The organism is Streptomyces sp. NPDC002144, assembly GCF_053593695.1.
On sequence record NZ_JBSFDB010000049.1, the window covers coordinates 19648 to 38538 of the forward strand.

Consider the following 18891-nt stretch of genomic DNA (forward strand, 5'->3'; position numbering starts at 1 on the left):
GCCCGAGGACGTCAGAGGCCGAGGTCTCGGCCGCTCAGCTTGTTGCGGTCGCCTCAGCTCGTCGGTTCGAGCACCCCGGGGCCGGGTGTTGCGGAATAGAGCTCGGCGATCTCGGCGGCGTACTTTTGAAGGATCGGCTTCCGCCGCAGCTTCATGGTGAGCGTGAGCTCGCCGCCACCCGGCTCCCAGAAGGTGGGCAGGATCCGGAACCGTTTGATCTGCTCGACCCGGGACAGTTTCGCGTTACCGGCAGAGATGCCGGCGCAGATCGCGGCGACGACCTCGGGATCGTCGGCGAGTGCCTTGGCCGACGCGTCCGGCAGGCCTCGGCGCGCGGCGTACGCGGCGGCGCCCTCGGCGTCAAGGGTGACCAAGGCCGTCATGTATGGGCGAGCGTCGCCGATGCTGACGACGACGCCGGCCAGGGGCGTGGCGGCCATGATGACGTTCTCGACGTTGGCCGGTGAGATGTTCTTCCCGCCCTCGGTGATGATCAACTCCTTCTTGCGGTCGATGATCGTGAGGTAGCCGTCGCCGTCCATCGTCACCACGTCACCGGTCGCCAGCCATCCGTCCGGGTCGAAGGCCTCGGCGGTCTTGGCGGGCTCCTTGCGATAGCCCTTCATCACCAGCGGCCCGCGGACCAGCAACTCTCCGTCGTCGGCGATCCGGGCCTGCATGCCGGGGAGGATCTTGCCGATGGTCCCGAGCCGGTGCTCGGCCGGCGGCACGACGCTGCAGATGCACGAGAGCTCCGACATTCCCCAGATCTCGGTGATCGGCACCCCGAGCCCGCCGAAAAACGCGAGCGTCTCAGCCGGGATAGGAGCGGCCCCCGAGATAGCCCACTTCAGTTGATCGAAGCCGAGCTTGGCCCGCACCGACGACAGCACGGCGGCGTCGGCCTTGGCGTACTCCGCAGCCAACTCGTCGGAGACCGGCTCGCCGGCGAGGTCCGCCCGCGCCTTGCGGGACGCGACGGCAAAGGCCCACTGCATGTCTTGACGGCGTTGTTCGTCGGGCTCGGTGGCGACGATGTTCTCGGTGGCTGCCTTGAGTTTCTCCCACACCCGCGGCACGGCGCCCCAGATGGTCGGCCGGCAGTCGCGGACGGCGGCGGCAATCTGGCGCGGGTCGGGTACGACGGTGATCTGGACCCCAGCCCACATCTGCAGGTAGAGCGCGCTGAACCGGTCGGCGATGTGCGCCGACGGGAGGAAAGACGTGATCCGGTCCCCGAACTCGGCAGGGAGCACGGACGTCACTGTGGCGCACTCGAAGGCGATGTTGGAGTGCGTCATCTCGACGCCCTTGGGGTTGCCGGTCGTGCCTGAGGTGTAGATGAGCGTGACGACGTCGTCGGGATGCACCGCCTGCCAGGTCGCCTCGAAGTCGAAGGTGGTGTTGGCAGATCCGCGCGCCATCAGGTCGTCGAGGGTGATCGCGCCGTCGACGGGTTCGTCGAGCACGATGAGGTGGTCGATCGGGACTCGGGAGGCGCGGATCACCTCGACGTACTGTGGCTCGCACACGACAACCTTGTTGCCGGCATTGGAGAGGACGTACTCCAGCTGGTCGGCTGCCAAGGTGTTGTAGACGGAGAACGACGTCGCGCCGAGGTGCTGTACCCCGACATCGACCGGATAGAACTCGATCCGGTTGGACATGATCAGAGCCACTGTGTCGCCCCGCGCGACGCCGAGGCTGTCCAGGCCTGCCGCCACGAGGCGGACCTTGTGGGCGTACTCGCCCCAGGTCAGGGTCTGGGAGCCGCCGACATTGCGCACGGCAACGGCGTGGGGGTCGATGACAGCGATTCTCTGGAACGCCTCACAAAGTGTGGCGGGCTGGGTCGTGCGCCATGTCATAGATTCGCCTTTACGATGGAAAGTCGTAGCGGCCGATGCGACCGCACGAGCGGTCGGCGGCGAGCCTGCGATGGCCTTGCGCAGAGTGTCAGTCGCAAGTGACTGGCGTCACCATCACCATCCCATTGAATGGCAGCATTGTGGTGACCGCTGTCACTGCTGTGAGCGTGCAGTTCGGGCTGCAGTCGGAATCGCAGCTCGACGGCGACGCGGGTCTCTTCGTGGAACCGCGGACCCGGTCGGGCCGATCGGGTGCCTGAGTGCCTTCATGATGTACTGACCGTTCTCGATGAGAGTCAGCTCCTGAGCAGCCGCCGGAGGATCTTTCCGGCAGGCGACTTGGGAATCTCGTCGATGAACTCGATCTCCCGGACCTTCTTGTAGGGCGCAACGCGCTCGGCCGTCCAGGCCATGAGCTCGGACGCATCAAGGGCCCGGGCGGTGACCACGAAGGCCTTGGGCGCCTCTCCGCCCTCGGCGTGCGGAACGCCGACCACGGCGGCATCAAGCACATCGGGATGTGTCAGCAGCACCGACTCAAGCTCTGCGGGAGCCACCTGATATCCCTTGTACTTGATCAGCTCCTTGAGGCGGTCGACGACCCAGAAAACCCCGTTCTCATCCACCCGGACGATGTCACCAGTCCTCAGCCAGCCGTCGTCGACAACGGTCTCGGCTGTCGCCGCGGGATTGTGCAAGTAGCCGGCCATCACCTGGGGACCACGGACCCACAACTCCCCCGGCTCCCCAGGACCAGCGTCCTGACCGCTGACGGGGTCCACGAGGCGAGCCTCCGTGTTGGGAACCAACAGCCCGACCGAACCCGCCGGCGTGGTCTCGAACAGATCGTCGGGCACGAGGTGGGTGCCCGGACTCGCCTCGGTCATGCCGTAGCCCTGGCGGATGAGGCAGCCGATCCTGCGCTCCGCCCGCAGGGTCACTTCCACGTCCAGAGGTGCCGCACCGCAGCTGGCGAGCCTCAGGGACGAGAGGTCGTAGTCGTCGACTTCGCGCGCGATGGCCAGGTCGAGGACCATCGGCGGTGCCAGGAGGGCGCGAGTGACTTTGAAGTCCTGCACCATCCGCAGATAGGAAGTGAGGCTGTAACGCCCAAGGGTCACCAGCGTGGCCCCGGCGCGGAGGGCAGCGTTCAGGATGATCGTGAACCCGTAGATGTGGAAGAACGGCAACGCGGCCGAGAGGACATCGGCCTCCTCGACCTTCCAGCCGACACCGACCTGTTCCAGGTTCGCGACCAGGTTCCGGTGGGTCAGCATCACGCCCTTGGACACTCCGGTAGTCCCGCTTGAGAAGGGGAGCGCCGCGAGGGCCGTGGCCGGGTCGAGATCAAGAGGTGGCGGCGGACCTTCACCGATCAGGAGGTCGGAGAACGGGCGCCCAGCGCCTGGTCCGCCCTGAGGGGCCAACTGCCCGTCGCCGAGCACGAAATGATGCTGGATCCCAGCTTCGTGTGCGGCCTCCGCGGCTTTGTCGGCAGCCTGACCGGAACTGACGATGACCTTGGCCCCTGCGCTGACGAACTGCTTGACGAGCTCGCCGGTCGTCAGTGCCGGATTCACGGGAGTCACCACACCGCCTGCCGCCAGGACCGCGTAGACGGCAAGGGCGTAGTGCGGCTGGTTGTGACTCATGATCGCCACCACATCGCCGGGCCTCATCCCCCGGCTCGCGAGGCCACGAGCGGCCGCGGCCGCACCTTCCGCGAGCTCGCGATAGGTAAGGCGCTGACCAGTGGTGGCGTCGACCAAGGCCACCTTGTCGCCCCGTTGCAGTGCGTTCCCGAGGACGTGCTCCACGAGGGTCACGTCCGGAATCTCGATGTCAGCCGCCGGGCTTCGATGGATTGTCACGACTTGTTGCCTCTCTGAGGAACATGTCTCAGCGGTAGAACCTGAACACAGGCTGGGCGACACAGGCGGGCTTGTCGGAACCCTCTATCTCGATGATGACGTCTGTGGTGATCTGCAGACCCTCCCCACCCACCTTCTCGACCCGGGCAACTGTGCCTGTCAGGCGAATGCGAGCACCGACGGGAACAGGTGACGGGAAGCGCACCTTGTTGAGCCCGTAGTTGACCTTGGTGCTCACGTCGCTCACCTCGAGCACTTCGGACCAGAGCGGGATCGCCAGTGACAGGGTCAGGTACCCGTGGGCGATCGGCCCGCCGAACGGTCCCTCGCTCGCGCGCACGGGGTCGGTGTGGATCCACTGATGGTCGTCGGTGGCGTCCGCGAAGGTGTTGACGCGGTCCTGCGTGATCTCCAGCCACTTGCTGGTGCCGAGGGCGGCGCCCTCCATGCCCTGCAGGTCGTCGAACGAAACGATGGTTGTCATGCTGTCTCCTGGTTGTGAACTCGTGTGAGCGCGCCGGGCTGCTAGCGGGCGGGTCCTGTGCCTCCGCGCAGCCCGAGCGCACGCATGGCGTTCTCCTTCATCACCAGCGGCCTGACCTCGTCGCGGATGTCGAGTTGGTCGAAGTCCTTCATCCAGCGCTCGGGGCGCAGGAGGGGGTAATCGGATCCGAAGAGCACCTTGTTCTGCAGCGCACGGTTGATGGCGTGTACGAGCTGGGGCGGGAAGTACTTGGGAGACCAGCCGGACAGGTCGATGTAGACGTTCGCCTTGTGCTGGGCGACCGAGATCGCCGCGTCCTGCCACGGCACTGAGGGGTGCGCCATGATGATGGTCAGTCCCGGGAAATCGGCGGCCACATCGTCGAGCAGCATCGGGTCGGAGTAGCGCAGCTTGATCCCGCGCCCCCCGGGGAGGCCCGAGCCGATGCCGGTCTGACCGGTGTGGAACAGCGCGGGTACGCCGAGGCTCTCCAGTTCTTCGTAGAGCGGGTACACCGTTGGGTCGTTCGGGATGAACCCCTGGAGGCTCGGGTGGAACTTGAACCCGCGCACGCCGTACTCCTCGACGAGCCGGCGGGCGCTGCGGATGCCGGCCTTGCCTCGGGCAGGGTCGATGGACCCGAACGGGATGAGCACGTCGCGGTGCTCGGCGGCTGCCTCGGCGATCTCCTCGTTCGAGAGCGCTGGATGACCGGTGACCGCCTCGGCGTCGACGCTGAAGATCACGGCTGCAATCTGCCGTGCGCGGTAGTCGGCGGCGATGTCGTGCACGGTCGGGTCGTAGGGGTCGCCCTTGAAGTACATGGCGGCGGCCTCGTTGAGCTCGTCGTCGAGCGCGAGGTGGCCGTGAAGGTCGGCGTGCACATGAACGTGAACGTCGATAGCCGTGAGAGCGTCAAGATCCATGGCGGCCACTGGCCCTTGTGCGGTCACTGGGCCTGTCCTTCGGGCGAAGGCTCGACCTGCGGGCCGACGGTCTGGTGTGCCGCGGCGTACTTCCCGGGCCAGGCTGCGGCGATGTCGTCGGCGGTCCAGCCGGTGCCGTCGGCGAACTCCACGACGACCTCGGTCGGATGGCTCCACAGGGACAGCCGGTCTCCGCCGATGCCGATGGCCTGCCCGGTGATGTCGCGGGCGGCGTCCGAGGCCAGGAAGGCGACCAGCCCGGCCGCGTCCTGCGGGGTGCCGAAGCCGAGCTGCTCGCGTGCGTACCGCGGCAGCGCCCGGCCTTCCTTGAGGGCCTCGATGTAGGGCTGGACGAACGGGACGGTCTCGGTCATCGCGGTAGCCGCGACCGGGACAACGGCGTTGACGGTGATGTTCGCCCGAGCCAGCTCCATCGCCCAGGTACGCACCATGCCCACGATGCCCGCCTTTGCGGCGGCGTAATTGGTCTGGCCGAAGTTGCCGACCTGGCCGGTCGGAGAGCCGATGCAGATGATCCGGCCACCGTCGCCCTGTTCGCGCATCCGAATCGCCGCGGCCCGGGTGCAGGTGAAGGTCCCGCGGACGTGGGTGGTCATCACCGCGTCGAACGCCTCGTCGGTCATCTTCCAGAGCGTCGAATCGCGAAGGATTCCGGCGTTGTTGACCAGGATGTCGAGGCGACCGAACTCAGCGACGGCGCGGTCGACGAGTGCCTGCGCGGCTTCCTGCGCGCCGACGGGGACGACCTCCGCCACGGCCTTACCGCCGATGTCGGCGATCGTCGAGACCGCGGCCTCGGCCACGTCTGCGTCGACGTCGTTGACAACGACGGCGGCGCCACGGCGGGCGAGTTCCGTGGCGTAGGCGAGTCCGAGCCCGCGGCCGCTTCCCGTGACGATCGCTACCTTGCCTGAGAGATCCACGTGGTGCACTCCTTCTGAATCATGACCCGCCCGATGGGCGAGGCGGGACGGAACTGCTGCTCTGGTGGGGTCGGTCATCCGTTACTCCAAGGCGTATCTCTGGGCGCTCGGGCCGTCGACACTCTTCAGGACCTCCAGGCCCCCCGGGACATCCGCTGCCTTGGAGATGAAGGCCGTGCGCGTCGCCGGCTCGGCGAGATCGGTGTAGTCGAGCGCATCGTCAACGACCAGCAGGTGGTGGGGCGGCTGCGGCACCGATGTCTGCACCGGCATCGTGCAGGGGGTCCTGCTTCATGGCGGGCGCCAGCTCCTCGTCATCGCCCCATTGCCTCCTCAAGGGCGATGTCTCCACGCCACAGGTGATCACGGCAATGATCGGGCGATGATCTCTTTCATGATTTCGCTCGTGCCGGCGAAGAGAGTGGTGACCCGGGCGTCGAGAAAGTCACGGGCGATCGGGTACTCGCGCATGTACCCGTAGCCTCCGTACAGCTGGAGGCAACGCTGCACCACGGTCTGCTGAAGTTCTGTGGTCCACAGTTTCGCCATTGCCGCGGTCTCTGGGGTCAGGGTGCCGTCGACGAGCTCGGTGACGCAGCGGTCGACGAAGACGCGGGCGACCTGGATCTGGGTGGCCAGTTCGGCGAGCACGAACCGATTGTGCTGGAAGTCGGCGACGGCGCGGCCGAAGGCTTGTCGCTGCCGGGTGTACTCCAGCGTGTGGTGCAAGGTGCGTTCCATGGACGCCATGGCGGCGACGGTCACGCTGATCCGCTCGGTCGCCAGGTTGTACATCAGGTATGACAGGCCGCGTCCTTCGTCGCCGAGGAGGTTGGTGCGGGGTACGACGACGTCGTCGAAGAACAGCTCCGCGGTGTCTTGGGCGTCCAGCCCGATCTTGGCCAGTTTCCTGCCGCGGGTGAACCCGGGCATGTCGCGTTCGACGACGAACAGGCTTATCCCGTCCCGGTCACGCGGGGGGCCGGTCTTGGCGGCGACGACCACCAGGTCGGCGAGGATTCCGTTGCTGATGAAGGTCTTCGCGCCGGTGAGGCGGTAGTGGTCGCCGTCGGGCGTCGCAGAGGTACGTATCGCCCGCAGGTCGCTGCCCGCACCGGGCTCGGACATCGCGATCGCGGTGACCAGCCCTCCGGAGCAGGCTCGGGGCAGCCAGCGCCGCTTTTGCTCCTCAGTGCCGAGACCGCACAGGTACGGCGCGACGAGGTCGTTGAAGCCGCCGATGCTCATCGATACGGCGTTCGCGCCCACGAGGCACAGTTCCTCCGTGATGACCATGCTGTACCGAAAATCGTCGACTCCGCCGCCACCGTACGGCTCGGGTACGGCTGGGCCGAGCAGCCCGACGCGACCGGCTGCCTGGTAGAACTCCCGGTCGACGCTGCCGTCGGCTGCCCAACGGTCCAGGTGCGGGACGACTTCACCGTCGATGAACTCTCGCACCACCGCCCGGAAGGCGTTGTGGTCGTCGTCGAACAGGGTGCGCGGAAGCTGGGCGTTCATGGTGTGGGTCCTTCGCAAATCGGAGTTCGGACTCGCGTGCGCATATGGTCTCGCCGGGGCGTCCGAGCCGAGACGATCTTCATGCACGCCGTCGCAGTCGTGGTCTCGAAGCTCGCATCATTGGTCGACTCCGGCAGCCTCACGGTCGACATCGCGCGGCACGTACCGCTTAACGACTTCGCGACCGTGCACCGCCAGGCCGGATGAGGGCCAGGGTCACGGCAGGGTCGTGATCGTCCCACCCGTCGCCTGACGCCCGTGCGCCACGTGCGAAGTGGATCCTGCCCCTCTATGGAGCAGTGCCCGCATCGCGTCGGAGGGCTACCGATCAGCCAGTCGCACCGGATCGTTGCCCGCTGGTCCAGCGAAGGCCTGAACCAGCGTGAGCCAGTGACTCGCCGTCGGGCCCTCGGCGCGCACATCGACGTCGTCGAGGTGCCGCCGACGCGTGGCAAGCAGCGCGAAGTCGTGCCCTTGTCCGGTCACGCGGTCGGTGGCCGACGGGTCACCCCACGTCCACAGGTCGCCGTCGGGACCAGTGAGCTCGACGCGAACGTCCACCTCGGGAGGCAGCTCGCCCCTCGATGCGTGAGCGAAGTCACGCGCGCGCACGCCGAGGTGGCACACGTGACGCGCCCGGGCAGTGGGGACAACAGTGCCGCCGGTCGCTTCGACGACGTCATGCCCATGAGCCCAGGTTTCCATGAGGCGCGCCGTGGCCATGGATGCGGCGCCCATGGACGGCCCGAACCACGGGATCCTGCGCCCTTCAGCCGTATCCGCGAGCGCGGAGGCGAGCGTGGAACGGCCGGCACGCCACCGAGTCATCAGCTCGTCACGACCCAGTTGCGCCAGCTCGTCGGCACCCGCGTCGACGCGCTTCGCGGGGTCGTCCCTCGCGGCGCGGGCCTCCTTCGCGAACGCTTCTGGATCGACGACCGCTGCGAGCGCGAGGCCGTCGGTGTCGTGCAGGTGGCCGACTTGGTGGGCCACCGTCCACCCTTCCGGGGTCGTGACCGTCAACCACGCGCGGGATGGGAGTGCGGTCACGTAGCTGTCGAGCCGCTCGCTCTCCTCGGCGAGGTCGCGCAGCACACCGTCCAACATGTTCATCGCGGCACCTCGAGTCGATTCGGGTCTCCTGCAACGGGTTCGCCCGCGTGGGCGGCGAGCCCCATGACGTCGGTCTGCAGGCCGGTCCCTGCGGTGCCGGTTGTGGTCATCGCCATTTCCCGTTGCGTGTAAGGTCGCCTGACGATAATACATCAGGGAGCCTGATACTCCAGGTCTACGTCAGGACCATGAGACGCCGAGGTCCGCGAAAGGAAATGCTCGGGTGGTAGGGGATGTCCTGCTCCGGCACGAGCCGCCCGCCCAAGCGCGGAGCCGATACAGAAGTGGATCCCGCGCCTGAAGGCCAAGGTGGGGCGGGAGTTGCCTCGCTCGGGTTCGTAGTGGCCGGGGTCTGGGAAGACGCTCGCGTCCCGGCCGGCAGCGGCCAGCCAGAGAAGGAACTTTTCTCCGGCGGACAGATCCACCCCTCCGGGCGTCACAGGCGCCTTGGTGACGCGTCGCCAGACGGAAACGGATGGGTCGCACCGGAGGATCTCGTCGACAGCGCCGGGGATGAGATCCGGGTAGTCGACCAGCTGCTGCCACCGCGCGGGCTCCTCGAAGCTGAGTCAGAACAGGATCGAGGCGACCTCTTCCTGCCTCAGCGCCTCGGGGTCCTCGTCGTGGATGTCGAGGAGAGCGCTCGCGAGACCGTCCATCCGCTGGTTCGGTTTGGCCGCGACCAACTGGCGCAGTTACGTAGCGGCGGTAGGCGATCATCTGCTCCGCATGGCGTAAAGGCCACTTCCAGCGCCGGCCGTCCCCACGCAAGGCACGCCTGGCTGCCGCACCATTCCTGCAGGCCGACGGCGCGCGCGTTCTCGTGTCCGCATGCAGGAACACGTACTCAACGTCGGCGTAGCGCGTGATGACGTAGGAGTCGAGCGACGGCGCGCAGAACACCGGTTCGTCGTCGTGCGGAAGCGCCTGCCTCACTGCGAACGGGTCGCAGAGGAACTCGATGCTGAGCGGGTCGAAGCTCTCTCAGACCGGACAGTTCGACATCAGCGGCGGGCCTCCGCTGCCGGCCCCGGAACCTCGAAGCCGCCGTGGACGTTATTGACTGCGCACTTGATCATTCTCAGGAACGCCGCGCGCTCCTCCTCGCTGAACCCTTCGAGCAACGTCTCCTCCCACTCCGCCACCGCAGCCTCGCACTCGGCAAGGACGCGACGGCCCTTGGCGGTCAGCGTTGCGAGCAGCTTGCGGCCGTGGTCGGGGTGCGGGTCGCGCTTGATCAGGCCCTCGCCTTCGAGGCGCTTGATCACCTCGTGCATCGACTGCGGCGTCATGAACGAGCGCCGTGCCAGTTGCGAGTTCGAGAGCGGTGTGCCGTGGCGGTTCAGCACGCTGAGTGAGGTGAACTGCAAAGTGGTCAGGCCATATGGGGCGACACGCTCGGTGACGGCGGCGAAGACGAGCGTCTGCAGCCGCCCGATCGCGTACGAGATCCCCGGCTCGGCCGTCGCCGGGGTGCTGTCGTTCGTGAACTCATCGTGCTGGAGCGCCCGGCTCGCACCGGCCACCCCCCCGACGGCGCTCATGATGCGCTCGCTACTGGCGCTGCCTCGGCTCGCTGTAGTTCGACAGCGCAGTCGCGATGGGCCTGCAGGATCGCCGGCAGCTCTTCGCGCGGGACGCGTCCGCAGCCGCACACCACCGCGACGCCGAAGGCGGGCAGGTCTCGCCGGGCGAGCTCCATCGCGCTGTAGAACGGCAGGCTGCCTACCAGCAGTACGTCGCCCTCGGTCGCCACTGTCAAGCCCTCCCACCGCGTCGCCGAACGAGCGACAGTCTGCGGGTACCTGAAACTTATCCGCACTGGCCTGCTTCCTGTTTGGCATCACGGGGCCACCAAGAGCAGTTTCAGGTTAGCAGAAACTCTGTGCGACGGGTCGACGCTGAGCACGTCGCCGCGGCTTCCTCGGCCTCTGAGTCGCAGAGGTTTACCACGTGACGGGCCCGGACGTAGCCACGACTCCTACGGTGTCTTTCCCGAGCATCATGCGGCAGCGGAGGCGCGCAACGTCTCCGCGCCTTTCGCGAGGTGGCGCCGCCTTGCCTGCTCGGCGACGCCTTTCGGGTCCCGTCTGACGATGGCATCTGCCGTGGCGGTGTCTTGGAAGGAGTTCGTTGAACGGCGGGGATGAGGATGGTTCGGTAGCGGTACGCCGCGCTGTCGATCCTGGCTCCGATGGCACAGGAGCCGAGGTCCGAGCCCGCCTCGGGCTCGGAGAAGCCCTGCTTTGTGCTCGTAGCCGCGGACAGGGTCACCCTCCGCCGCCGACCGCAGGGCGGGGGCGGGCGTCAGTACGACTTGGGCAGCCCCAGCATCGACGTGCCGATGTGCGCGAGGACGAGCTGCTCGGCAACGGGAACGTTCTTGCCGATACGGGCATCACGCAGCCACCGCTCCACCGGGTACTCCTTGGAGTACGCCATGCCGCCGAGCGTCTGGAAGGCCTGGTCGGCGGCCTCCCACGCCACCTGGGCGCCTGTGAGCTTGGCGACGTTGGCCTCGTTGCCGCAGGGGAGGCCCTGGTCGAAGAGCCAGGCGGCCTTGTAGGTCATCAGTCGGCCGAGCTCCGCCTTCGCCTTGATCTGGGCGAGGGGGAACTGGAGGCCCTGGTTGGCGCCGATCGGCCGACCGAACACCTCCCGCTCCGTTGCGTACTGCACGGCGTAGGCGAGTGCCGCGTCGGCGGCGCCGACACCGCCGGCGGCGGCGAGGATCCGCTCGGGGTTCAGCACGTCCCAGAGCACCGTGAAGCCGTGGTCGACCTCGCCGATGGCATTGCGGGCGGGCACGCGGACGTCGTCGAAGAACACCTGGCTCGAGTAGAGGATGTTGCTCCCCATCTTGGGGATCGGCGTGTAAGTCAGCGAGCCCGCGGCGAGCGCCTCCTTGACGTCGATGAGGAACAGCGTGAAGCCGGCGTGGCGTGGCTGCGCCTCGGCTGCCGGGATCGTGCGGGTCACCGCGACCATCCAGTCGGCGTTCTCGACGTTGGAGATCCAGACCTTCTGGCCCTTGATCAGGAAGTCGTCCCCGTCGCGACGGGCCGAGGTCGTGATCTCGATGGCGTTGCTGCCGGCGTCCGGCTCGGTCAGCGCGAAGCAGAACTGGACGTCGCCGGCGGCGATCCCGGGCAGGATCTCTCTCTTCTGCTCCTCGGTGCCATGCCGCACCAGCGTGGTCGCCCCGAACCCGGGCGTCGTCACGTAGAAGAAGGTGCCGGCGCTGCCGCCGGACGCGCACAGGGTCTCGTTGGCGACGGCGACCTCGAGCAGGCCCTGGCCGCCGCCGCCGTACTCCTCGGGGATGTTGAGTCCGAACCAGCCGCCCTTCCCGAGGTCGGTGAACACCTCGGTGGGGAAGCGGTGCGCCTCCTCGCACTCCGACCAGTAGGCGTGGTCGTACTTGGCGGCGACGGCGCGAACGCCGTCCTGCACGGCCAGCGCGGTCTCGGGCAGATTGAAGTCCATCGTGTTCCTTCCGGATATCGGTGGGGGCCGGCCCAGAGGCCGAGCGAGCGGCCGATGATCTCCTTCTGGATCTCGGTCGTGCCGCCGTGGATGGTGGAGATCCGGCTGTCGAGGTATGCCCGTGCGAGGGGTACTCGAGCATGTAGCCGTAGCCGCCGTGCAGCTGGACGCCCTGGTTGACCAGCTTGTCCTGCAGCTCGGTGGCCCAGTACTTCGCCTGCGAGGCCCCGACGGCGTCGAGCCGGCCGGCGACGTGCTTACGCACGCCGTCGTCGACGAACACCCGGGTGTTCTTGGCCCCGGTCGCCATCTCGGCGAGCAGGAACCGGTTGTGCCGGAACTTGCCGATGGGCTTGCCGAACGCCTCGCGCGTCTTGGCGTAGTCGATGTCGAGGTTGGGGCCTCGCCCGAAGCCCTCCATGCCGCGCCCGACGACGAGCAGGCTGATGCCATGGTGACCGGCCTCAGTGCTTGCCGGTGAGGACGACGATCGGCGACTGCGTGAGGATCCGCAGCGAGAACGTCGTGCCGTGCTTGCGCCGGCAGCGCGACATGTACGGGTTGGGACGCAGCAGCCAGCAAGCATCTGCACGAAGGCTGGTGTGCGGGGACTGGGCGGAAGCTCAGTCGGCATTTGGACTCACCTCCGTGTCGCGTCGGGCGAAGGCGAGACCGGGCATGCCGTTCTCGCGCCACGTGCGGACGACTTCGAAGTAGGCGTCGGACCCGAACCCGTAGAGCCCTTCGAGGAGCCCTTTCCCCTTCCCAGTGGCGCCTTCGCCGTTGTAGTAGCCCGGGGTGCATGTGGTCTGGAGCTCGGTGGTGAAGGGCATTTGGGTCGCGGCGATCTCCTGGACCCAGCCCTCAACGGCGTCGGCGGTGGGCTCGACGCTGTGACTGCCTCGGCGCTCGGCCTCGAGCAAGACGCTGGTGATGTGCTCGACCTGCTCGTCCAGGATGTGGCAGAAGTTCGGGGTGAAGGCGTTCTGGTTGAGGCCGGTGAAGAAGCAGTTCGGGAAGCCGTCGCTGTAGTAGCCGTGGAGGGTGCGCGGCCCCTGGGCCCAGTGCGCCGAGAGCGTGGCGCCGTCTCGTCCGACGATCTCGAACCCGAATCGGCGGGTGTAGTTGGTGCCGATCTCGAACCCCGTGGCGAAGATGATGCAGTCGACCTCGTACTCGACGCCGTTGACGACGATCCCCTGCTCGGTGACGCGCTCGACGCCTCGGCCCTCGGTGTCCAGAAGGGTGACGTTGGGTCGGTTGAAGGTGGGCAGGTAGTCGTCGTTGAAGGTCGGGCGCTTGCAGAACGTCCGGTACCAGGCCTTGAGCTTCTCTGCCGTGTCAGGGTCGTCGACGATCTCGTCGACGCGCCGGCGGACCCGGTTCATGTGGGCGAGGTCGGCGCGTTCGTAGGCGACACCGACGTCGTCGCCGGTGGCACCGGACTGCGCGGCCTCGAGGCTCGCCGACATGGTGCTGCCCAACAGGGAGGTCCAGCCGTCGGCGACGAGGTCCTCGCTCGGAGCGGACCCGAGAAAGAGGGAGGCTGGGTTGACGAGCGCGTTGAAGTTGCGCATCCGCTCGCGTTGCCAACCGGGCTTGAGCGTGGCCGCCCACTCGGGATCGGTGGGCCGATTGCCCCGGACGTCCACGGCGGACGGAGTCCGCTGGACGACGTACAGGTGCTCTGCGTAGCGGCCGAGGTGGGGCACGCACTGGATGGCGGTGGCGCCGGTGCCGATGACGGCGACGCGCTTGTCGGCGAGGCCTTCGAGGCCGCCGCGCTCGTCGCCTCCGGTGTAGGCGTAGTCCCAGCGGCTGGTGTGGAACGTGTGGCCGGTGAAGGTGGTGATTCCCGGGATGCCGGGCAGCTTTGGGCGGTTCACCGGACCGTTGGAGAGGATGACGTAACGGGCGCTGATGCGATCGTCACGGTCGGTGCTGGCGTGCCAGCGGGAGTCGGTGGGATCCCAGCGGAGTTCGCGGAGCTCGGTCTGGAACAGCAGCCGGGGGTAGAGGTCGTAGAACTGGGCGATCCGGATGGCGTGCTGTCGGATCTCGGGCGCGCGGCTGTACTTCTCGATCGGGAGGTAGCCCGTTTCCTCCAGAAGGGGGAGGTAGATGTAGCTCTCGATGTCGCACTGCGCGCCCGGATAGCGATTCCAGTACCAGGTGCCGCCGACGTCGCCGGCCTTCTCGATGATGGCGAAGTCATCGATGCCGGCGTCGCGCAGACGCGCTGCGGCGAGCAGCCCGCTGAACCCCGCGCCCATGATCAGGACCTGGACATCGCGAACGACGGGGTCGCGGGTGAAGCCGGGCTCGACGTAGGGGTCAGCGACGTAGCTCTCGTACTCGCCAGTGACCTCGATGTACTGGTCGTTGGCATCAGGCCGCAGTCGCTTGTCCCGTTCGACGCGGTAGCGCTCTCGGGCCGCCTGAAGCTCGCTGTCGGTGATGGTGTCGATGCTTCCGGTTGTCGTCATGCCGGTCACGGTAGAGTGTCAGGTAGCCTGACGTACAGAGTCGGGTAGCCACCGATATCGCACACAGGGACACAGGGCCGGAGGAACAACATGGGTGAGGATCACGGCTGGACGGCGTCTGGTCGCCGCGGGTCGTTCTGGGTCGGCGGCGAGCGGGTCGAGGGACCGCTGGGAACCGTGCTGCGCGGGCCGATGTACGTCGAGTGGTACGAGCCGGAAGAAAGACGTTTCCCGGTGCCGCTGGTGCTCGTGCATGGAGGCGGCGGTCAGGGGCTCGACTACCTGACGACGCCCGACGGCCGGCCGGGCTGGGCCCCGCTCCTGGTTGATCAGGGCTACGCCGTATACGTCGTCGATCGGCCGGGCCACGGACGCTCGCCGCACCACCCGGACGTTCTCGGACCGATGAGCCCGGTCCTTGGGACTGAGTTCCTGGAGCCGATCTTCGTGCCGCCGACCGAGGGTCCCGGCTCGCATCCGACCGCGCACCTGCATACGCAGTGGCCTGGTGCCCGCAAGCTCGACGATCCTCTGTCCGACCAGTGGCTGGCCTCGAGCGGCCCGGTGCTCGCCAACCAACCCGAGATGCACGCCCTCGAGCAGGCGCGGCTGGCCGCGTTGCTCGACCGCATTGGCCCAGCCGTCATCGTCGCGCACTCGGCGGGCGGTCCGGGCGCGTTCCTGGCCGCCGACGCGCGGCCGCACCTCGTCAAGGCCTTCGTCGCCCTCGAGGTCCTCGGCCCGCCGTTCCTCAAGATGCCGGAGGCTGGCCTCGACCTGACGTGGGGCATCGCCTCCGCCCCGTTCACCTTCGACCCACCGGCGGTGAGCGCCGACGAGTTGCGGCTGGTGACGCACGAGCCGCCCGCGGACGGCGGGATCCCGATGACCCTCCAGGAGGAGCCGGCGCGCAGGCTTGCCAACCTCAGCCAGTTCCCGATTGCGGTCGTCAGCGCGCCAGCGTCGCCATTCGTGCACTTCGACGGCCACCTCGTCGCGTTCCTCGAGCAGGCAGGCTGCGACGTCGAGCTGGTGCGCCTCGCCGACCACGGCGTGCACGGCAACGGCCACGGGATGATCATTGAGAAAAACAACGCCGACGCCCTGCGCGTCGTGACGGATTGGATCACCGGGTTGTAAGGATCGCGGAATGGCGACGACAACGCCTTCAGTCGGGATCTCAGCCCTCCGGGCGACCACGATGTGCCGGGCCTTCAGATTACCGCCGCCGAGCGCGCGGACGGCGTGGCGTTGCGGCGGGCCTGCACATCGGCACCTTCCCCGCCATCGCCGCATCCCTGCTGCCCCGCGTCGTGCGCGCCTTTCGCACCCGGTACCCGCAGGTTGAGCTGGCCGTGCGCAGCGACCGCAACGCCGGCCTGATGGACCTCCGTGTCAGTTCACGGGCCTGGTAGCCGGGTTGGACATCAAGTCGAGTGCGATGTCCACGATCATGTCCTCCTGTCCTCCGACCAGGCCGCGCCGGCCGACTTCCAGCAGGAGGGTGCGGGCATCGACGCCGTAGCGCTCGGCGGCGATCTCCGCGTGGCGCAGGAAGGAGGAGTAGGCGCCGCCGTAGCCGAGGGTGAGCGTCTCGCGGTCGACTTGCACGGGGCGGTCGCGCAGGGGGCGGACCAGGTCGTCGGCGGCGTCCTGGAGGTCGAACAGGTCGCAGCCGTGCTTCCAGCCCTGGATGTTCGCCACGGCGATGAACGCCTCGATGGGGCAGTTTCCGGCACCCGCTCCTTGTCCGGCCAGGGAGGCGTCGACGCGGGTGACGCCCTCCTCGACGGCGACGACACTGTTGGCGACCGACAGAGAGAGGTTCTCGTGCGCGTGGATGCCGATCTGCGTGCTCTCGTCGAGTACGTCGCGGTAGGCGCGGACCCGTTCGCGTACACCGTCCAGGGTGAGGCGGCCGCCGGAGTCGGTGACGTAGACGCACTGGGCACCGTAGGACTCCATGAGCTTTGCCTGCGCGGCGAGTTGGGGCGCCTCGGCCATGTGGCTCATCATCAGGAAGCCCGAGACGTCCATGCCCAGCTCGCGCGCCTTGGCGATGTGCTGGGCCGAGATGTCGGCCTCGGTGCAGTGGGTGGCGATGCGCACCGAGCGGACGCCGAGGGCGTAGGCGCGCCCCAGTTCTGCGATGGTGCCGATGCCGGGCAGGAGGAGGGTGGTGAGGACGGCGTTGTCGATCGCGTCCGCCGCGGCCTCGATCCACTCCCAGTCGGTGTGGCTGCCCGGGCCGTAGTTGAGGGAGCCGCCGGCGAGGCCGTCGCCGTGGGCGACCTCGATGGCGTCGACGCCGGCTGCGTCGAGGGCGGCCGCGATGCGGCCCACGTCGGCGGGATCGATGCGGTGCCGGATGGCGTGCATGCCGTCCCGCAGGGTCACGTCCTGTATGTAGAGCTGGTGAGTCATCGGCTGGCCTCCGCGGTGACGGTGGTGCTGTGCCGGGCGATCGACTCGGCGGTGCGCAGGGCGGCCGAGGTCATGATGTCGAGGTTTCCGGCGTAGGCGGGCAGGTAGTGGGCGGCGCCCTCGACTTCGAGGAACACCGAGACACGGGTGGTCACCGGGCCCGCGCCCTCGGGGAGCAGGGTGTGCACGGGCTCGCCTTCCGCGATCGGGGTGAACTGCACCTCCTGCTTGAGGCGGTAGCCCGGCACGTACTGGGCGACCCGCTCGGCCATCTCCTTGACGGAGGCTCGGATGGCGTCGTGGTCCGCGTCCCCGATGAGACAGAGGACGGTGTCTCGCATGATCAGCGGGGGTTCGGCGGGGTTGAGGACGATGATCGCCTTGCCGCGGGCCGCTCCGCCGACGTTCTCGATGGCGTGGGAGGTGGTCTCGGTGAACTCGTCGATGTTGGCGCGCGTGCCCGGCCCCGCCGACTTGGAGGCGATGGAGGCGACGATCTCCGCATAGTGGACGGCGGTCACCGCGGAGATGGCCGCGACCATGGGGATGGTGGCCTGGCCGCCGCAGGTGACCATGTTGAGGTTGTCCGCGCCGGCCTCCAGGTGCTCGTCGAGGTTGACGGGCGGGACGACGAACGGGCCGATGGCGGCGGGGGTGAGGTCGATGAGCCGCTTCCCGAAGGGCGCGAGCCGGTGGGCGTGGGCCAGGTGGGCCTTGGCCGAGGTCGCGTCGAAGACGATCTCGATGTCGTCGAAGTGCGGCAGAGCGATCAAGCCCTCGACGCCCTCGTGGGTCGTCGGGACCTTCAGCCGGGCGGCGCGGGCGAGGCCGTCGGACTCCGGGTCGATGCCCACCATGGCGGCCACTTCGAGGGTGTCCGACAGGCGGAGGATCTTGATCATCAGGTCGGTGCCGATGTTGCCCGACCCGATGATGGCGACCTTGGTCTTCGACGTCTTGGGGGAAGTCATGCGTCCTTCTTCTCGGAGAATGCGGCGGTGACCTCGCCGAGCGAGCTGATCTCGGCGCGGATCCGGGTGCCGGGCGGGGCCGGGACCATCGGGCCCAGCGCGCCGGAGAGAACGACCTGTCCGGCCCGCAGCGGGTCACCCAGGTCACGGGCCGTCCGGGCGAGCCAGGCCAGCGCGTTCAGGGGGTCGCCGAGGCAGGCGGCGCCGTTGCCCTCGGAGACGAGGACGTCGTCGGCGTACAGCCGCATCACGGTCTCGCGGGGCTCGAACTCGTCCAGCGTGAGGCGGCGTTCCGCCAGCACGAACAGTCCGCTGGAGGCGTTGTCGGCGACCGTGTCGGTGAGGGAGATGTCCCAGTCGACGATACGGCTGTCGACGATCTCCAGCGCGGCCACGGCGTAGTCGGCCGCAGCGCGCACCTGCGCCGGGTCCAGGTCGCCGTCGGCCAGGTCCTCCTTGAGGACGAAGGCGATCTCCGCCTCGGCCTTGGGCTGCAGCAGCCTGCCGGAGGGGACCTCGGCTTCGGCGGAGACGTCCATGTCGGCGAAGAGCACCCCGAAGTCAGGCTGGTCGACGCCGAGTTGGCGCTGGACGGCCGGGGAGGTCAGGCCGATCTTGCGGCCGACGACGATCGCACCGCTGTCCACTCTGCCGCGGATGAGTTCCTGCTGTACGGCGTACGCGGCGTCGACGTCCTGGGTACCGAGCAGATCGCGTACCGGGGCCACGGGCCGTCCCTCGGCGAAGGCGGCGGCGAGCCGGGCGGCCGCCAGTTCGACGGGTGTGACTGCCATCCC

The 18891-nt window shown here is 68.1% G+C and carries 19 protein-coding genes and 1 pseudogene; 3 read left to right on the forward strand and 17 right to left on the reverse strand.

Annotation, left to right across the window (positions count from 1 at the left end; genetic code table 11):
* Positions 1-53: 53 nt before the first annotated feature.
* From fadD11 to ACWCQ1_RS42395, 7 genes are all read right to left on the reverse strand, one after another.
* A complete protein-coding gene (gene fadD11, locus ACWCQ1_RS42365; RefSeq protein ID WP_451028912.1) occupies positions 54-1868 on the reverse strand; it encodes a fatty acid--CoA ligase FadD11 in 1815 nt (604 codons plus the stop codon).
* Positions 1869-2164: 296 nt separating this feature from the next.
* Positions 2165-3694 carry an AMP-binding protein gene (locus tag ACWCQ1_RS42370; protein WP_451028913.1) on the reverse strand — a complete coding sequence of 510 codons (1530 nt, stop codon included), beginning with the start codon at positions 3692-3694 and terminating at the stop codon, positions 2165-2167.
* A 73-nt stretch (positions 3695-3767) separates the two neighbouring features.
* Positions 3768-4223 carry a MaoC family dehydratase gene (locus tag ACWCQ1_RS42375; RefSeq protein ID WP_451028914.1) on the reverse strand — a complete coding sequence of 152 codons (456 nt, stop codon included), beginning with the start codon at positions 4221-4223 and terminating at the stop codon, positions 3768-3770.
* Between the two features lie 41 nt (positions 4224-4264).
* Positions 4265-5149 (reverse strand): amidohydrolase family protein, encoded by an 885-nt coding sequence (locus ACWCQ1_RS42380; RefSeq protein ID WP_451028915.1) that lies wholly within the window; start codon positions 5147-5149, stop codon positions 4265-4267.
* A 23-nt stretch (positions 5150-5172) separates the two neighbouring features.
* Positions 5173-6102: an SDR family NAD(P)-dependent oxidoreductase gene (locus ACWCQ1_RS42385; protein ID WP_451028916.1), complete on the reverse strand. Its 930-nt coding sequence runs from the start codon at positions 6100-6102 to the stop codon at positions 5173-5175.
* 72 nt (positions 6103-6174) lie between these two features.
* The gene (locus ACWCQ1_RS42390) at positions 6175-6366 is read right to left on the reverse strand and encodes a hypothetical protein (protein WP_451028917.1); all 192 of its coding nucleotides are present in this window, start codon (positions 6364-6366) and stop codon (positions 6175-6177) included.
* A gap of 90 nt (positions 6367-6456) precedes the next feature.
* On the reverse strand, positions 6457-7614 hold the full coding sequence (locus ACWCQ1_RS42395) for an acyl-CoA dehydrogenase family protein (RefSeq protein ID WP_451028918.1): 1158 nt from the start codon (positions 7612-7614) through the stop codon (positions 6457-6459).
* Positions 7615-7695: 81 nt separating this feature from the next.
* On the opposite strand from ACWCQ1_RS42395, the gene ACWCQ1_RS42400 reads away from it, so the two are divergent.
* Positions 7696-7821, forward strand: a complete 126-nt coding sequence (locus tag ACWCQ1_RS42400) for a hypothetical protein (protein WP_451028919.1) — start codon at positions 7696-7698, stop codon at positions 7819-7821.
* 114 nt (positions 7822-7935) lie between these two features.
* Here ACWCQ1_RS42400 and ACWCQ1_RS42405 read toward each other — a convergent pair whose 3' ends face one another.
* The 7 genes and pseudogenes from ACWCQ1_RS42405 to ACWCQ1_RS42435 all read right to left on the reverse strand — a co-directional run bounded on the left by ACWCQ1_RS42405 (position 7936) and on the right by ACWCQ1_RS42435 (position 14699).
* Positions 7936-8727, reverse strand: coding sequence for a TIGR03084 family metal-binding protein (locus ACWCQ1_RS42405; RefSeq protein WP_451028920.1), 792 nt, complete (start codon positions 8725-8727; stop codon positions 7936-7938).
* Between the two features lie 152 nt (positions 8728-8879).
* Entirely contained in the window at positions 8880-9263 is a 384-nt protein-coding gene (locus ACWCQ1_RS42410) for a cytochrome P450 (protein WP_451028945.1), read from the reverse strand.
* A 468-nt stretch (positions 9264-9731) separates the two neighbouring features.
* Positions 9732-10271 carry a MarR family winged helix-turn-helix transcriptional regulator gene (locus tag ACWCQ1_RS42415; RefSeq protein ID WP_451028921.1) on the reverse strand — a complete coding sequence of 180 codons (540 nt, stop codon included), beginning with the start codon at positions 10269-10271 and terminating at the stop codon, positions 9732-9734.
* Positions 10268-10483 carry a hypothetical protein gene (locus ACWCQ1_RS42420; protein ID WP_451028922.1) on the reverse strand — a complete coding sequence of 72 codons (216 nt, stop codon included), beginning with the start codon at positions 10481-10483 and terminating at the stop codon, positions 10268-10270. Before ACWCQ1_RS42420 ends, ACWCQ1_RS42415 begins: the two co-directional genes overlap by 4 nt.
* A 551-nt stretch (positions 10484-11034) precedes the next feature.
* Complete coding sequence (locus tag ACWCQ1_RS42425) at positions 11035-12213, reverse strand: acyl-CoA dehydrogenase family protein (RefSeq protein WP_451028923.1); 1179 nt, start codon at positions 12211-12213, stop codon at positions 11035-11037.
* A 41-nt stretch (positions 12214-12254) separates the two neighbouring features.
* Positions 12255-12595: pseudogene (locus tag ACWCQ1_RS42430) on the reverse strand (acyl-CoA dehydrogenase family protein); the annotation flags it as partial.
* A 241-nt stretch (positions 12596-12836) separates the two neighbouring features.
* Positions 12837-14699: a flavin-containing monooxygenase gene (locus ACWCQ1_RS42435; RefSeq protein ID WP_451028924.1), complete on the reverse strand. Its 1863-nt coding sequence runs from the start codon at positions 14697-14699 to the stop codon at positions 12837-12839.
* Between the two features lie 90 nt (positions 14700-14789).
* Between ACWCQ1_RS42435 and ACWCQ1_RS42440 the strand changes: the two genes are divergently transcribed.
* Together ACWCQ1_RS42440 and ACWCQ1_RS42445 are read left to right on the forward strand one after the other, a co-directional pair.
* A complete protein-coding gene (locus tag ACWCQ1_RS42440) occupies positions 14790-15839 on the forward strand; it encodes an alpha/beta hydrolase (RefSeq protein WP_451028925.1) in 1050 nt (349 codons plus the stop codon).
* Positions 15821-16114 carry a LysR family transcriptional regulator substrate-binding protein gene (locus ACWCQ1_RS42445; protein WP_451028926.1) on the forward strand — a complete coding sequence of 98 codons (294 nt, stop codon included), beginning with the start codon at positions 15821-15823 and terminating at the stop codon, positions 16112-16114. The genes ACWCQ1_RS42440 and ACWCQ1_RS42445 overlap by 19 nt, the downstream gene beginning before the upstream one ends.
* Here ACWCQ1_RS42445 and dmpG read toward each other — a convergent pair.
* Genes dmpG through ACWCQ1_RS42460 form a run of 3 tightly spaced genes read right to left on the reverse strand, consistent with a single transcriptional unit; the run spans position 16095 to position 18888 of the window.
* Positions 16095-17123, reverse strand: coding sequence for a 4-hydroxy-2-oxovalerate aldolase (gene dmpG / locus ACWCQ1_RS42450; RefSeq protein WP_451028927.1), 1029 nt, complete (start codon positions 17121-17123; stop codon positions 16095-16097). The genes ACWCQ1_RS42445 and dmpG overlap by 20 nt on opposite strands.
* Positions 17120-18094 (reverse strand): acetaldehyde dehydrogenase (acetylating), encoded by a 975-nt coding sequence (locus ACWCQ1_RS42455; RefSeq protein ID WP_451028928.1) that lies wholly within the window; start codon positions 18092-18094, stop codon positions 17120-17122. Before ACWCQ1_RS42455 ends, dmpG begins: the two co-directional genes overlap by 4 nt.
* On the reverse strand, positions 18091-18888 hold the full coding sequence (locus ACWCQ1_RS42460; protein ID WP_451028929.1) for a 2-keto-4-pentenoate hydratase: 798 nt from the start codon (positions 18886-18888) through the stop codon (positions 18091-18093). The genes ACWCQ1_RS42455 and ACWCQ1_RS42460 overlap by 4 nt, the downstream gene beginning before the upstream one ends.
* Between the last annotated feature and the right edge of the window lie 3 nt (positions 18889-18891).

Bases quoted from the DNA above. Each gene is read 5' to 3' on its own strand.
- ACWCQ1_RS42395 (WP_451028918.1), bottom strand. From the start codon at position 7,614: ATGAACGCCCAGCTTCCGCGCACCCTGTTCGACGACGACCACAACGCC.
- ACWCQ1_RS42390 (WP_451028917.1), bottom strand. From the start codon at position 6,366: ATGCCGGTGCAGACATCGGTGCCGCAGCCGCCCCACCACCTGCTGGTC.
- ACWCQ1_RS42460 (WP_451028929.1), bottom strand. From the start codon at position 18,888: ATGGCAGTCACACCCGTCGAACTGGCGGCCGCCCGGCTCGCCGCCGCC.
- ACWCQ1_RS42380 (WP_451028915.1), bottom strand. From the start codon at position 5,149: ATGGATCTTGACGCTCTCACGGCTATCGACGTTCACGTTCATGTGCAC.
- ACWCQ1_RS42455 (WP_451028928.1), bottom strand. From the start codon at position 18,094: ATGACTTCCCCCAAGACGTCGAAGACCAAGGTCGCCATCATCGGGTCG.
- ACWCQ1_RS42405 (WP_451028920.1), bottom strand. From the start codon at position 8,727: ATGAACATGTTGGACGGTGTGCTGCGCGACCTCGCCGAGGAGAGCGAG.
- ACWCQ1_RS42435 (WP_451028924.1), bottom strand. From the start codon at position 14,699: ATGACGACAACCGGAAGCATCGACACCATCACCGACAGCGAGCTTCAG.
- fadD11 (WP_451028912.1), bottom strand. From the start codon at position 1,868: ATGACATGGCGCACGACCCAGCCCGCCACACTTTGTGAGGCGTTCCAG.
- ACWCQ1_RS42425 (WP_451028923.1), bottom strand. From the start codon at position 12,213: ATGGACTTCAATCTGCCCGAGACCGCGCTGGCCGTGCAGGACGGCGTT.
- ACWCQ1_RS42400 (WP_451028919.1), top strand. From the start codon at position 7,696: ATGCACGCCGTCGCAGTCGTGGTCTCGAAGCTCGCATCATTGGTCGAC.
- ACWCQ1_RS42375 (WP_451028914.1), bottom strand. From the start codon at position 4,223: ATGACAACCATCGTTTCGTTCGACGACCTGCAGGGCATGGAGGGCGCC.
- dmpG (WP_451028927.1), bottom strand. From the start codon at position 17,123: ATGACTCACCAGCTCTACATACAGGACGTGACCCTGCGGGACGGCATG.
- ACWCQ1_RS42440 (WP_451028925.1), top strand. From the start codon at position 14,790: ATGGGTGAGGATCACGGCTGGACGGCGTCTGGTCGCCGCGGGTCGTTC.
- ACWCQ1_RS42415 (WP_451028921.1), bottom strand. From the start codon at position 10,271: ATGAGCGCCGTCGGGGGGGTGGCCGGTGCGAGCCGGGCGCTCCAGCAC.